The organism is Limnofasciculus baicalensis BBK-W-15, from assembly GCF_024178385.1.
Lineage (GTDB): Bacteria > Cyanobacteriota > Cyanobacteriia > Cyanobacteriales > Coleofasciculaceae > Limnofasciculus > Limnofasciculus baicalensis.
Window position 1 is genome coordinate 1 of record NZ_JAMZMM010000132.1, and the last position, 15191, is coordinate 15191.

Annotated in this window: 11 protein-coding genes; 7 read left to right on the forward strand and 4 right to left on the reverse strand. The window is 39.6% G+C overall.

Annotated features, from left to right (window positions below):
* Positions 1-29 precede the first annotated feature (29 nt).
* Positions 30-557, forward strand: a complete 528-nt coding sequence (locus tag NJ959_RS14355; RefSeq protein ID WP_254012446.1) for a tetratricopeptide repeat protein — start codon at positions 30-32, stop codon at positions 555-557.
* Between the two features lie 212 nt (positions 558-769).
* Here NJ959_RS14355 and NJ959_RS14360 read toward each other — a convergent pair whose 3' ends face one another.
* The 3 genes from NJ959_RS14360 to NJ959_RS14370 all read right to left on the reverse strand — a co-directional run bounded on the left by NJ959_RS14360 (position 770) and on the right by NJ959_RS14370 (position 6350).
* Positions 770-2203 (reverse strand): hypothetical protein, encoded by a 1434-nt coding sequence (locus NJ959_RS14360; RefSeq protein ID WP_254012436.1) that lies wholly within the window; start codon positions 2201-2203, stop codon positions 770-772.
* Positions 2204-2360: 157 nt separating this feature from the next.
* Positions 2361-4631: a GumC family protein gene (locus tag NJ959_RS14365; protein ID WP_254012437.1), complete on the reverse strand. Its 2271-nt coding sequence runs from the start codon at positions 4629-4631 to the stop codon at positions 2361-2363.
* Positions 4632-4880: 249 nt separating this feature from the next.
* A complete protein-coding gene (locus NJ959_RS14370; protein WP_254012438.1) occupies positions 4881-6350 on the reverse strand; it encodes an SLBB domain-containing protein in 1470 nt (489 codons plus the stop codon).
* Between the two features lie 108 nt (positions 6351-6458).
* Between NJ959_RS14370 and NJ959_RS14375 the strand changes: the two genes are divergently transcribed.
* The 4 genes from NJ959_RS14375 to NJ959_RS14390 all read left to right on the forward strand — a co-directional run bounded on the left by NJ959_RS14375 (position 6459) and on the right by NJ959_RS14390 (position 11435).
* Positions 6459-7895 (forward strand): O-antigen ligase family protein, encoded by a 1437-nt coding sequence (locus tag NJ959_RS14375; protein WP_254012439.1) that lies wholly within the window; start codon positions 6459-6461, stop codon positions 7893-7895.
* A gap of 89 nt (positions 7896-7984) precedes the next feature.
* Positions 7985-9331, forward strand: coding sequence for a flippase (locus NJ959_RS14380; protein ID WP_254012440.1), 1347 nt, complete (start codon positions 7985-7987; stop codon positions 9329-9331).
* Positions 9328-10536, forward strand: a complete 1209-nt coding sequence (locus NJ959_RS14385; RefSeq protein WP_254012441.1) for a hypothetical protein — start codon at positions 9328-9330, stop codon at positions 10534-10536. Before NJ959_RS14380 ends, NJ959_RS14385 begins: the two co-directional genes overlap by 4 nt.
* Before the next feature lie 71 nt (positions 10537-10607).
* On the forward strand, positions 10608-11435 hold the full coding sequence (locus tag NJ959_RS14390) for a glycosyltransferase family 2 protein (protein ID WP_254012442.1): 828 nt from the start codon (positions 10608-10610) through the stop codon (positions 11433-11435).
* Between the two features lie 105 nt (positions 11436-11540).
* On the opposite strand, the gene NJ959_RS14395 is transcribed toward NJ959_RS14390, so the two are convergent.
* Positions 11541-12416 carry a sulfotransferase domain-containing protein gene (locus tag NJ959_RS14395; RefSeq protein WP_254012443.1) on the reverse strand — a complete coding sequence of 292 codons (876 nt, stop codon included), beginning with the start codon at positions 12414-12416 and terminating at the stop codon, positions 11541-11543.
* Positions 12417-13044: 628 nt separating this feature from the next.
* Here NJ959_RS14395 and NJ959_RS14400 point away from each other — a divergent pair.
* Together NJ959_RS14400 and NJ959_RS14405 are read left to right on the forward strand one after the other, a co-directional pair.
* Positions 13045-13947, forward strand: a complete 903-nt coding sequence (locus tag NJ959_RS14400; RefSeq protein WP_254012444.1) for a glycosyltransferase family 2 protein — start codon at positions 13045-13047, stop codon at positions 13945-13947.
* A 34-nt stretch (positions 13948-13981) separates the two neighbouring features.
* The gene (locus NJ959_RS14405; protein WP_254012445.1) at positions 13982-15175 is read left to right on the forward strand and encodes a glycosyltransferase family 4 protein; all 1194 of its coding nucleotides are present in this window, start codon (positions 13982-13984) and stop codon (positions 15173-15175) included.
* Positions 15176-15191 lie beyond the last annotated feature (16 nt).

The following is a 15191-nucleotide window of genomic DNA, read 5'->3' on the forward strand; positions in this document are numbered from 1 at the left end:
CTCCCCATTCCCCATTCCCCATTCAGATTGTGAATTCAGAAAATCAAGAAAAATTCGAGATTGAATACCAAGCCGGAAAAGCCGCCTTTGAAAGAGGAGACTATTCCATCTCAGTCAAGCGTTTACAAATAGCCTGCGCCCTAATCAAGCCAAACTCCCGCTTAGGAGGAGAGGCACAAATGTGGTTAGTCACCGCTTACGAAGCAGGAGGCAAAAAAGCAGAAGCGATCGCACTTTGCCAGCAACTAACTCGCCATCCCCATCCAGAAACCCGCAAACAATCCAAAGGCTTACTCTATATTCTACAAGCCCCACAGCTCCAACGACCAGAAGAATGGATGGTAAAAATACCAGACTTAGGCGCGATCGCAGATAGCGAACCCCAATATCGTCCCAATAATAATTCTACTACTAATAGCAACCGCGATCGGCAAAAACTAGTTATCCCAGAGCCGATAGATTTAACTCAAGTTAACACCAAAGACAATCAATTTATTTGGGTTGCATTAATTCTCATAATTTTTCTAACGGGAGGACTAATTTGGTTAGGATTTTAAATCTAAATTATCTCATCTCCCGCCGCCCATAAATTGTCACCCCCTGTTCGTAGTAAGCACTTTAGTGCTTCAAAATACAACAGAAACAGGCACTAAAGTGCCTACTACAAACAATCTAAAAATAACCAAATTTGATATTATTTCTTTCTCCCTCCTTAATAAGGGGGGTTGGGGGGGTTGAACTATATAACCTAATAACTCAATCCCCACATTCACCGAACATAATCTATATATTGAGACGGAATAATTCTTATTAAATGATACAAACCAGAATAACACTGAAAGCCAATGTACAAAAGCACATTGTAGGAAGGAAAGATAATATTAACACTAGCGATAGCCAAAACTATATTTTTATTAATCTTTAAGCTATGCCACTCATTGATTAATATTGAAAAACAAATTAGCACTCCCAAAAATCCCATACCCATCATCCGGCTTGTATCCACAGAAGGAATAATTGTAATAGCAGGGAATAAAATTATGGTAGTCAGAGCGATGACTAACTTTCTCTCCCCATTTCGCCAAAGTTTCCACAATACATATAGTACAATCAGCAAAATAAGTTTATAAGCAAAAAACAATCCGCCTAATCCTAACAGAGGATTTTCAACCCAATAATATAAGCCACTATGTTCTTTCACTTGAGACTGAAGTGCTACAGCTTTCGTCAGATTCAACCCATTTCCAGCTAACCATATCGCAAAGTACAAAGCAATTACTGCTAAACACTTACCTATCTCTCGCCCAGGGAAACAGATAAAAATAATTGGTATAAATACAAAAATACTCACTTCATGAGTTGCCAGAGAAAGAGCAACTATTGAGAGCCTTTCTTGACGAGTCATTGGGATGGAAGCCGCAATTAATAAAAGGATAAAGAAAAACTGTTCGGTGTAACCAGGAGTTTGGAAGTTAAAAATAATAAAACTACTTGTTGCCAGGGATAAATAGCAAATGAATATTATTTTGTAATTTGCTATAGATTCTATTTGGTTCAGAAGATTGTAAGTTAAAAGTTTCGACTCAATGAATGACAAAGACATAAAAATCAGGATATATGTACAAAATAGAGAAAACAAGTAATAAAGAATTGGTCCATCCATTTGAATAAAATGTGCAACAGCCACCATCAGAAGCCGTCGATAATACCAGCCAGCATTTTGAGCAAACGGATCTGAACTATGGATTCCATAGTGGACACCCATCCCCCCACTTCCTAAAGGATATCGATAGGGAAAGACTAGAATTGCTAGAGTTATGAAAATCAATAATGATGCTATTAATATCCTTGAGAAATTATTATTAACGATTAATCTTTTCTCTCTATTTATCGCCCGAAAAATTGGCAAAAACAACAATAGCATTGCGACAAAAAACAATAATTCTTTCAGAGGAATAATGCCCAGTTGTACAATCAAATCGCTCGAATTATTGATCCCAATTTTTTTCATCACAAGATATGGCAAATATTGATCGGGATTTGGCCAAGATTTTACCAGGTGATTTGCGACAAGGAGAATCCGGTTTTTAGGCGCATTTGCCACTAAATAGATTGTCGCAACAGATGACCAAAAAATATAGGGATGAAGAATATCCTTATTATCTGAATTTTGAAATAAAATATACTGCTTATACCTGTTCATTTTTTCCATCATATTATTTATAAAAAATAGAAATTGCCAAGTTTGTAGTAGGGACTTAAGTGCCTACTACAAACCATCTAGATCAAACCTGACTTAATATAAATCAGGTCGATGACTCCGCGTGAATCGGTCTTAAAATTGTCTAATCCAATCGAGCTTAGAAGCGACGATAGCCGCCATAAGAATTAGTTGCCTCTTCTGGAACCCCATTGGCAACTATACCTAAGATAGAAGCCCCAGCAATCTTTAATCCCTCAAAGGCTTTCATTACCTGTGAACGATCTGTTTTCTCAATACCTACTACCAAAATCGTACCATCTGCTTTAGCCGCAACAAGGTTACCATCTCCTAAACCCAAAAGGGGTGGAGTGTCGTAGATTACCAAGTCGAAACGAGCTTGAAATTGATCGCTGAGATACTCCATCTTATCAGATGAAAGGAGTTTAATCGGGTCTGATAAAGTTTGACCGCTTGTCAATACAAAAAAGTTCTCATCAAGGGGCGATTTCTGAATAGCATCATCCAGATTTAAGTCTGTAGTAATCAGTTCGCTAAGTCCCTTTTCGTTGGGCAAATCTAACCGAGTGTGAAGCTGAGGATAACGCAAATCTGTGTCTATTAGGAGGACTCGTTGACCAATTGTTGCGGCAGTTTTAGCAAGGTATACAGAAACCGTCGTTTTTCCATCACCAGGAACAGATGAACTAATTGCTAAAGAGTGGATAGGCTTCTTTGCGCTCATCAAGCGGATGGTTGTATAAAGAGAACGAAAGGCTTCCATAAAAGGAGAATTGTTGTAGTAGCGATCCTTTGCGCCCTTGCCAAATCGAATACGTTGCTTTCTCCCTTGATTCCAATTAGCAACCTGTGCTACAATAGCAAGCTGCTGCGATTTGTTGGGCAGTTTTTGCAGCTTTTTCACAATCGGAATTACCCCGATAATTGGTACTTTGGTTGCACCTTTAATTTCATCAGGGCTGTGAAAGACAGTATTGACAATTTCCACCAAAAAACCAACTCCTATCCCCAGGAGTATACTGAGAACGACTGCGATCGCTAATGGTCGTCTTAAAGCAAAATCTTCTACCGGAACGAGTTTGCCCTTCTCATTGCGCCAGAGTTGAGGTGGATTAATCAATTCCCAAGGTATTTGTTGCTGTGCGGCATCGAGTTTCAGTGATTCTCGTTTCACCAGAAATGCCTTCAAGTTATCTGTAGCAACGCTTAATTGGCGCTGTAAATCCGTAACCTGACGGGAAACTGCTGGCAACTGAGCCAGTTTTTGATTGATTTGATTTTCACTTTTAACAATAGTGTTGTAACGATCTTCTAATCCCTGAATTTCACCTGCCAGCTTTTCGATTACTCCTTCAGATTTTTTGGTCAACAAAAGCTGAAGATTTTCTTGCTTTTCTCTTAACAACTCCATGGGGGGACTGTCTTCCCGAAATTGGGTTGACTGTGAAGCAATCTGAGCTTCTACAGTCTGTAGTTCTTTTCTGATTTCGTCGTAAGCATCACCTTCTGTAGATACAACACCGATAGGATTATCTTCCTTCAACTGTTGTTGCAAAGTGGTGTATAGCGCTCTAGTTTCAGCCAGTTTTCCTTCAGTATTTAATCGCTGTTCCCTAATTGTCAGGGAATGTCTTTTGAGGAGATCGTCTGCTAAAGCCGGATCGATTAGATTATATTCCTGCCTAAGTTGTTGAAGTTCTGCTTGAATTTTATCAACTTGTTCCTGTAGGTTGGGAATCTGACTTTCAATAAATTTTAATCCTTGTTTTAAGCTTTTTTGGCGTTCATCTAAACTGTAGTTGAGATATCTGTCAGAAATTGTTTTTAAGACAAAAAGAACTTTTTGTGTATCTGGATCTTGGTAATGGATTTCTAATATTTTAGTCCCTTCTTGCTTGGCATCTTTTTCAAACGTTAGCCGAGAAATTATTAAACTTCCCATTAGGGAGTTGTAGTTAATTTCTGGGTACAGAATTTTCAACTTCTTGAGAATTGGATCGATAATTTTGGGACTCTGCAAAACCCTAATCTGAGTTTCATAATCCAACAGGCTGGTTCGATCTATCTCTACTGATTGGAGGTTAGCATTTTGACTTTGAGAGAGCAAAAATTGTTTATTTAAGCGATCTTCCGCCGTAGCGGGTTCAACTAAAAGCTTAAAAGATCCTTGATATTCTGGTATGCTCTGACGCTTGTTCCAGACAAGCAAACCCCCTGAAGTTACCATCAATATTAGTGCCACACCTGCTATTACCCAAGTTCGGCGACGCACTACGGTAAAAACCCAAGCTAAATCGATAGTCTGTCCATCACTGGATTCTGGTATGGCTGTTTGAGGGTGAGGCAATAACTGATGTGACTTACCATTAGGCTTGGATGGAATTGTTAGGAAATCGTCGTCGGCAGACATCTTTGCACCTCTGGATTTTTGGGTTGACTGGAAAGGCAAAATTTACCAATTCTGTTCGCTCCAGTCTAGGGTAAGCATAAGTTCAATTGCATTAACAGATATTATTTTAAGATTTAACTAACTAACTGCTTTCTTAGATTTTCACTGGATCATCTCTATCTTAAATGGGGGAATAGGATTCCCGTTATAGCGCTAGGTTTGGTGATTCAAGAGACCAATCTATAGCAAAAATATCAGTATAACCTTCGGCTAGAAGAATATGCCTAAGAGTTTCAGAATATTGAAAAAGCCTAAGACTTTATCCACTGGTGATAAGGTCGTTCCCACAGCATCTGTAACTCTGGCTACATCAGAACGATCTACGATAATAATGTCGTTATTACGGAGTGTAGGGTTGCTCTCCTCATTAATTCCTTGGGTAAGATCGATCGGTACTGTCCTTTTAGAAACTGTACCATCAGGATTCAAGCGAATTAGAGATACTGAGCCACCATCGGCACGCTTCTCATCAAACCCACCCGCGACTAGAATCGCCTGATTCAAGGGAGTATTGGGGGGAACATCCACCACTCCAGGTGTTTTAACTTCTCCCACTACACTTACTTTAATTGTAGTTGGCGAAAAACTAGCATCGGCTAATTCAGTGGCTTCAGCGGGGTTAACATCAGTAGCTGTTGGGATAATAATTGTATCCCCATCTTGTACTACTGTGTCTTGATGGAAATCGCCAGCTTGTATGAGTTGCCACAAATCGATAGAAATCATTTGTTCTCCACCCGCTTGAGTAACTCGGCGGATGGAAATCCGGCGAATATCAGCCATGGGCTTAATCCCCCCAGCCAGTTGGATTGCCCTAGTCACCGTTGGGAAGCCTTGATTTCCTTGGGTTGTGGCGGTATTTCCCCCAATCAGCACGTAGCCTCCTGGGCGGTTTACTTCGCCGATGACAGCAACTGTGCGAGGAGTATTGGTTGCCGGGGCAAAGCCTGTGGCTGCTATCCGTTGTGCTTCCGCTAGATTGACGCTGGTTGCTGTGGGGACAAAAATGACATCTCCATCTCGCAAGAGGAGGTTTTGACGCTGATTGCCCGTTTGGACAAGATTCCATAAATCAATTTGAGATACTTTCTCGACACCATTGGTTTGGCGGCGACGGATTTGCACCTGACGAATATCAGCCGATAGGGTAATGCCCCCAGCTTGCTGCAACGCCACAGTTAAGGTAGCTGACTCCACCGCAGTCTGATTTCCTGATACTGTAGTCAGAGGGAGTGCGTAGTATCCTGGACGATTCACTTCCCCAGACACCAAAATATTAACTGGGCGCGGATTAATCAGAATCACAGAGACGATGGGGCGTTTGAGGACGCTATTATACCTACTGGATATGGTTTGCGCCGCTTGCTCCAGAGTCAGCCCTTGCACTGACACACTGCCAATCAGAGGTAGGGCAAGGAAACCACCGGGCGGAATCAGATATTCCCCGCTATATTGGGGCACTTCTAAAATATCTAAACGAATGCGATCGCCTCCGCCTAATGTATAATCTGGCTCATACTGAGTGGTGATACCTTGTACTCCTGCGATGACAGGCTCTCTCAGATTGGCTGCTTGAGCCTGACACTGAGAAACTGGGCAAGTAACGATCAGTGACACTAACATAGCCACACCTGCGACAACTGATTCCACTCGTTGTTGAGGTAAACCTGCATAGATCATAAGGAAGCCACTTGCCTAAACTGGATCGTATTTAATTCTATCGCTGAATCCGTTATCCTCCTATAGGTTGAAGATCTTAGATGAGGTCAAACTGACGCAGGTTGTCTTATGAAACAACTTATTTTAAATCCTGTAATTTTTTCTCTTCTTCTCCTGATAGGGCTTATTTATTTATTGATCTGCTTTCAGTTATTCAATCGCTATGGCCGAGGGACTCACACTTTTGAAAAAATCTGTATCTTATTATTATTATTAAGTATTGGCGGCTTTAAGCTAGGCTTATTCGGCAAGTTTACTCCTTCAGCATTATATTTACCTGGCAAAAAGCTTTATTCTCTGGCTTTACAGGTTGGTATCTATTCTGGCTGCTTATTATTAGTCTCATCTCGCTGGAAAATCTATTTAAAACATTCGACTTATTTTCTATCCTCTCTATCTCAGCAAAATCCGTTTTTTATTATTCACATTTCTTGGATATTTATTTGCTCTTTATTATCCGAGACACCAGGGTACGATTTAAAAGCCAGTCTGGTTTGTCTATTAACTACTATTTTTTTTATTTATATCGGCAAACAATTTACTTGGCAAGAACTGTTTGATTTATTACTGTGGTATCAACTAATAATTCTATTACTAAGTGTATTTTATTGTTTATTCATACCCTCAATTGGCAGACCAACAGGTAGCTGGATTGGAGTTTTTACTCACAAAAATGCTCTCGGTCCCATGATGAGTATGACTGCAATTTTTCTCTATTTACAGTCAATTCGCGTGCCCAAGTACAGATGGCTATTCCTTTGTCTAGCTGGGTTATCAGTTTTTACTCTCCAACAAGCCAATAGCGGCATGTCTAAAGTTTTATTAGTTGTCTTAATATCTCTATTAGGGGTGATCCGTTTTATTAGACGTTTACCTCCTCGATTAGCTTTTGCATTAATGGGTTTTTTCCTAGCGATGGGAGTAGCCATGATGATTCTCATCACAGAGAATGCAGAATATATTATAGTGGAACAGCTTGGGAAAGATATTAGTATAAGCGGACGAACTTATTTTTGGCCTCTCATTGTGAATGCTATCAACAAACATCCTGTCTTTGGCTATGGATATCAAGGTTTTTGGCAACCGTGGCGAGGAATTGACAACCCCGCACTCCCCATCAGAAGTGCTAGATTAGGTAATTTTATACCAGAACATTCTCACAATGGATTTTTAGATATGGGATTAGATATAGGTTGGTTGGGATTAGCATTTTTTCTCATTTCTTTAGGGATTAATATTTACTATGGAGTCCTGAATGTAATTCGCAACAAAGAGGCTGAGTCATCAATCCCTCTAGTAATTTTTACGTGGTTAATAATAACAAATATCACAGAAACAGGGATGGCAAGTATTTCTTTTATTTGGATATTGTATGTTTTAATGACAGCCAGATTAACTATGGATAATACTTTAGATAATTTGAGAATCAATTCTCAACGCCAGACATCTTGGGAGTTGGAGTCAATATCCGAGACTAACAGAACCAGTTTTAGGAGGAATCGCTAATGACAAAACAGTTCCTTTGCGATCGTTTTCATATTTCATAGATGACTCAGTACTAAAAAAAATAATTTGTAAAGGGTGTCACCCTCCTAATGTTAAATAAAATAGTTTCAATAATTCAAAAAATTGGTCCTGGTTTGCGCCAGGTGATTAGCAACACAGCTTGGCTATTCGCTGACAAAATTGGGCGGATGGGTTTAAGTCTATTTGTAGGGGTGTGGGTAACTCGCTATCTAGGACCAACACAGTTTGGTACTCTTAGTTATGCGATGACATTTGTTTCTATGTTTAGTGCGATCGCAAGTTTGGGTGGATTGAGTTCCCTAATTGTGCGTGACATCGCTCGGAATCCCTCATGCAAAGATGAAAGCCTTGGCACAGCATTTACACTCCAACTGATTGGCGGTTTTCTCACTATTTTAGTAACCGTTGCGATTATTCCCATACTCAATCCCAACGATCCATTAACTCATAAATTAGTCGCAATTATCGCCGCCGGAACTGTTTTCAATGCCTTTGGCACAATTGATTTCTGGTTTCAATCCCAACTTCAGTCAAAATATACTATTTTTGCCAAGAATTTTGCCTATTTATTGGTGGCTGCGGTTAGATTAGTCTTAATCCAACTTCAAGCAGGATTGATTGACTTTGCTTGGGCTAGGTTAGCCGAGTCTGCTGTGGGGGCATTGGGGTTATTATGGGTTTATCGAAAGCAAGGAAATTATATTCAGGCGTGGCGAGTCAGTTTTCAGAGATCTAAAGAATTACTTGTGGAAAGTTTTCCTTTAGTGTTAGCAGGAATCGCCGTTTACGTCTATGCGAATATCGATCAGGTGATGCTGGGTGCTATCTTACAGGAAAACAAAGATGAATTAGGCTTTTATGCAGCGGCGGTAAAACTATCTACAGTATTTGATTTCTTACCCATGATATTAGCTTCATCGACTTTACCCAAACTTACACAATTAAGAGGAAAAAATAGCGAAGATTACTTCAAAAAACTTCAGATTTATTTTGATATATCAACAGCGAGTTGGCTAGCCATTGCTATTCCTGTTTCTATTTTAGCTCCTTATATAGTACCAATTCTTTACGGTGAGGCTTTTAGGGCTTCAGTCCCGCTTTTGTCGGTATATGCTTGGTCTCAATTTGGTAGTATGTTTGGTGTAGCAAGAGGTACTTTTCTTGCTATAGAGGGAAAATTACATTATTCGCTAATAATGAGCGTTATGGGCGCTTTCTTGAATATAGGGTTAAATTATTTTATGATACCAGCTTATGGGGCAATGGGGGCAACAGTGGCTACCCTCATTACCTATTTATTTGTAATCGTATTGATTAACTTTTTTATTAAAGATCTAAATATAGTAGGTTTATTGATCCTGCGATCGCTAAACTTGTATCAGGCTGCTTTGAGACTCAAAGGATTACTACGATGATTGAAATTAAACCCAATATCCAACATCATTCAACTTGTCCTTATGATGGGGCTACGCTAAAACCTATTCAGGTATTATGGCCTGGACTGGGAATTTATGTCAAAACCAAGTGCGATACCTGTCAGACTGAATTCATTGAGGCATTAAGAGTTGGTCACTCAGTAAGAAGACCATATCAAATTGATATCGCCAAAGGCAAGCACTTTTATCAAAAAACAAACGATCAGTGGTTTACTTGGTATACAGATCCTTTTATTGAATACTTACAAAATCCTCAAACAGAATCTGTCCCCATTACCAAGGAAGTATTTAAGGAGTGTAACCGTGTTATTATTTTAAACTGTATCGATAATGTCTATGGTCATTGCCTTTTAAAACTTCTGAATGCTCAAAGACATTTAGATGGCAACCCCGATTATGGTTTAATTGTCATAGTTCAACCCTTTAAGCGATCGATGGTTCCCGATGGCGTAGCTGAAATATGGACAGCAGATATACCCTTAAGAAATGGTCATTATTACTATCCAAACTTTAATCAGTTTGTCACTGAAGAATTGAAACGCTTTGATGAAATTCATGTGAGTAAAGCCCATTCCCATCCTAGTCAGTTCGATATCACACGGTTTAGTCGAATTCCCAAACATAACTTTGAAGAAGAAAACTATAAAATCACCTATATATGGCGTGAAGATAGGCTCTGGTGTAGCACTTTATTTTATCGCATTCTCAGAAAACTTAAAATAATGAAACTGGGGCTATTACTCCAAAACTGGAAGGTAAAAAAATTATTTATCCAACTAAAATATCAATTTCCTACCGCTAAATTTGTTGTCGCAGCCCAAGGCAAAAGCACTAAATTTCCAGGGTGGATTGAAGATTGCAGAGTGGAAAAATATGACAGTAATACAGATAAAGAAATGAATGAAATCTACTCTCAAAGCCGTATCGTTATTGGCATACATGGCTCGAGTATTCTCAAACCTTCTGCCCACGCTGGGATGACAATTAGTTTGATGCCACAACAAAGATGGCATGATGTTGTAAGTGATGTTCTTTACCAAGAAGCAGATCCGAGAATTGCTGCCTTTCGCTATCGATATGTCCCCATTGAAACTAGTATTAATGAGATCGCTAACATGGCTTCATCAATGATTATGAAATATTCTGATTTTGTTTCAGACATGACTGCGGATATACAATCATAAAGACATATTATATTATTGGTATTCATTCAATAAAAAGAAACAAAAATTATCAGATAATAAACTTAAAAACCATGACTACTATTAGCTGTATTATTGTAAGCTACAACAACGGCATATTTCTGAAAGAGTCCATCCTCAGCGTAGTCAACCAGACTAAACCAGTCGATGAAATTATTATTGCAGATGATGGCTCAACAGATGGCTCTAGAGACTTAATTACCTCACTAGCCCAAGAATACTCCCAAATTCAGCCTATTTTTAGAGAAAAGAATCTGGGTGTAACTCTCAACAGAGATTTAGCTATTAGAGCAGCTACGAGTGAGCTAATTACTACTCTTGATGGTGATGATTGGTACTCTCCTCAAAAAATAGAGAGGGAGTATTTTGCATTAGAAAATAATCTGGAATCAATAGCCTATTCCGATGTTAATCTAACCGATATAGATGGGGGAATAAGTCGTTATTTGGATTTGTCTGATTTTTCGAGTTTTGACATAAAACAACGAGTAAACTGGACGATCTCTCATGTGACAGAAATACCCAGAGATATGCTATTTCCTAAAAAACTCTACTTAGAAGTTGGCGGGCTGAGACATAATCTAGATAAATATGAAGACTGGGAATTGAAAATCCGCCTAGCAGCCTATCCAACTCCATGGATACATTCAGGGATTGTTGGTGTAAATTATCGTTCCACAGACTCAGGCTTGTCAAAGACTAATCCAATTATTCATGCTAAATACCAATACCAAATCCTCATATCCAATTACGATTTACTCAAAGATAATATAGGTGAAATGGGGTTTTGGTTAGCTATGGCAAAAGTTACCCGTAGAGCTGCTAAGTCGTTATTTGGCATTCGGAGTAAGTTAAAGAAACTAAGATCGAGTGGGAAATAATAAACATGTAGGGTGCGTTATCCTTTGGTAACGCACCATTACCGCCTGATGGGGTGACAACAATCTGTCAACAACATCAGATCGCCCCTTCATATTCGTCGCAAATTAACAAGCCTTCGCATACATTCTCGCAGGATTTTGCCAGGAAGTGGGCTTACGCCTTAATAAAGAGAAGAGTTTCTCATTATCTTCTTCATACAATTCATAGAGTTTCTGAATCGTTGACTCTTTGGGAACTTGCTTATATTTTGTTCCCGATCCCAATGAATATCTTTCCCTCAGATGAGAAACAGATAAATCCATGTAATGAACTAATTCCCTCATAGGAGGAAGATAATATCCCAGGGTAACCCCAAGCTGAGAGCGACGAAACTTATTCTGTCTTTCGTCTATATTTTGGAATTGGAAAAATGGATCTACACCCAGAAATAGACAAATCTGTTTCAAGGTTAATTCAGGCTGCTGAATAATATCATCCTCCAAAAATAAAACCATTATTTGACTAGGATCGAACAGTTCAAAATACCACTTAAGCTGGTGATAATATCGACCAAATTCGATTAATCCCAAATGTTTCACTAAATGTTGCTTATCACCCACAAGTAAGTCATCAATCTGGCAAAAAGGAGGAATCTCTCCACCTGCTAAATAATGACTAAATGCTGAAATAGCACGATTAACTGGATTGCGCAAAACAGCAATTAATTTAACATCAGGGAGAGATCTATAAATGTTCCCTGGAATTTCTGGCGAAGTCGTGACGCAGAGGTAACCCGTACTTTTTTCCCCAACTGCTTTTTCCCCAGCCGCTTGCTGGAAATATCTTTCATACCATTCAAATCCTTTACCAAAATTTTCTTTGGGGAAAAAATGAGGTTCACCCTTGGGGAGAAAAATATCTGGATGCTGACTGAGATTCTTAGAAATCCAAGTTGTTCCTGCTTTCTGAGATCCAATAATCAAAAAATTGGGTAAAGTCATTCGACTACTCCTGAAAAAGAAGAAGATGTGTTGATTGAATTCAGATAGGATGTTTTTACTAAAATTAGAGCAAAGCCGATTTAACACACCGAAATCAAACGTATCGTTGTCGAATGGATATCCCTGATGAGGCTAAATATTGGATTGGTAAAACAGAGTACAAATAGAATCGCTACTTTCGATCCTATCTGCAATACCACTAATATTGAATGTATCCCTGATGCTGGAAGTTGCTCTGTTTCCTAATAAAGACGTTCCTATTTGTAGGTTGAGCAATAAAGAAAGTTACCCTGATGCTGGAATTTGCTCTGTTTTTTGATAAAGACGTTCCTATTTGTAGCTTGAGCAATAGCGAACGTTACCCTAATGCTGGAAATTGATCTGTTTCCTAATAAAGACGTTCCTATTTGTAGCTTGAGCAATAGCGAACGTTACCCTGATGCTGGAAGTTGCTCTGTTTCCTAATAAAGACGTTCCTATTTGTAGCTTGAGCAATAGCGAACGTTACCCTGATGCTGGAAGTTGCTGCGATCGACAGGATAGCCGCAATCCTTTAAAAACAATAAACCCAGGAATTACCTGAGCATGAGATACTATTGTATACCATAAATACTTTATCTGGCAGAAAATGACCAGTAATCGCCTTGCCGTCCTTTTGACTTGTTACAACCGCAAGCCAAAAACCCTTGCTTGCTTAGGTGCGCTGTTTAATCAGATACTGGCTCCGGAAGTGAATTTGGCTGTATTCCTGGTGGATGACGGCAGCACTGACGGGACGACTGAGGCAGTAAGGCAGGCTTACCCTGCGGTTAACATTCTACAAGGGGATGGCAACCTATTTTGGACTGGGGGCATGAGATTCGCCTTCAGTGAAGCGATCGCGCAAGACTACGATTATTACCTCTGGCTCAATGATGACACCCTGCTTTATCCCGAAGCAATTAGTAATTTGTTAGCCACATCTCACCATCTGATTGAGGAGGGCAATCTTTCCTCAATTGTAGTTGGCTCAACTCAAGATCCAGAAACTGGTATACTCACTTACGGCGGATTGCGACAACATCGTTGGTGGCATCCCTTACGATTAGGGAAGGTCATACCAAAGGAAACACCCCAACCTTGCGATACTATGGAGGGAAACAGCGTTCTGATACCCCGAAAAGTAGTTCAAGTGGTAGGTAATTTAGACTTAGCTCTCAGTCATTATGGAGCAGATTTAGATTATGGCTTACGAGCTAGGAGCCAAGGATGTACTATTTGGGTAGCTCCAGGATATGTAGGCACTTGTTCGCCAAATCCCTCAATCAGTCGCTATGTAAATTCAGATGATTCCTTGAGCGAGCAATGGCAGAAAATGAACCAACCGAAAGGATTGGCACTTTCTGACGTAACCCTTTCTCCCATTGGACAGTGGAAAATATTAACTCAGCGCCATGGAGGACCATTTTGGCTATTTTATTGGTTACTACCATACAGAAGATTAATTAAGATTTTCTTATTTGATTTAGTCAAGATCAAATCTAAAAAATGAATGGTTTTTACCTTGCTATCAGAGGTGTATCAAAGTGGATGATATTAACAATTCTCGGATCGCATTGCTATTTCCCTCAATGGGAAGAGCCGCATATTGGCAACCAGTTTTAAGCGAATTTACTCATAAATTTAAAAATACTATTATTTACACAGGAGATTGGCCTGGATTTACAGCAGGATTTGAAGATGCCTTTACTGTAGAAGTAGTAGGCGCAATGAAATATATCAGAATAATTCCGTCAACTGTAGGGTACAGCTTGGGTTTCTCATTTGTTTCTTTTGGTATTATTAATAAACTACTTAGATTTAAACCAGAGGTGATATTCGCTAGTTCTTTCTCTGTTTGGACTTTATTGGTACTATTATTAAAATCATGGCTAGGTTGGCGAGTTATCATTATTTACGATGGCAGTTCACCCAGTATAGATCGTCTCAATTCAAAACCTCATTTATTCTATCGAAAAATGATGGTTAGACTCGCAGATGCCTTTGTGACAAACTCTCAAGCAGGCAAAAATTATCTAACTCAGGTACTAAATGCTAATGAAAGCTCAGTTTTCGCTCAACCCTATCAAGTGCCAACACCCAAGGCATTATTTGGACAACCAGGCGAGACTCAACCAACTATTGTGCCATCACAAAAACCGATTTTTTTATTTACAGGGGTGATAGAAGTCAGAAAAGGAGTAGATCGACTATTAGAAGCATGTAAATTACTTCAGGCACAAGGATACCATAACTACACATTAATGGTAATTGGAGACGGCCCGAAATTGGAGGAGCTTAAACTTTTTAGCGAAACCCATGATTTACGCGATGGCTTCGCCCCCCTTCGGGATCGCGTTATTTGGCTAGGATGGGTAGACTACAGTCAGTTGGGAACCTATTTCCGCTATGCAGATGTTTTTGTTTTCCCTACATTAGAAGATATTTGGGGGATGGTGGTGCTGGAGGCAATGGCATTAGGCAAACCTATTCTTTGCTCAAAATCCGCTGGAGTCTCTGAAATGATTGTTGAAGGGGAAAATGGCTATCTTTTCGATCCAAATCAGCCTGCGGAATTAGCTAAACTGATGAGTAGTTTCATCGATAATCCAGAGCAGATTATGACTATGGGTAGCCGATCGGAGCAACTCATCGCCAAGCATACCCCACAATCAGCCGCACAATTCCTCATTGAGATAACATCTCTTGTACTGGGTACACCAACAACCAACAACCAATAACCAGTGGGGAGTGGGG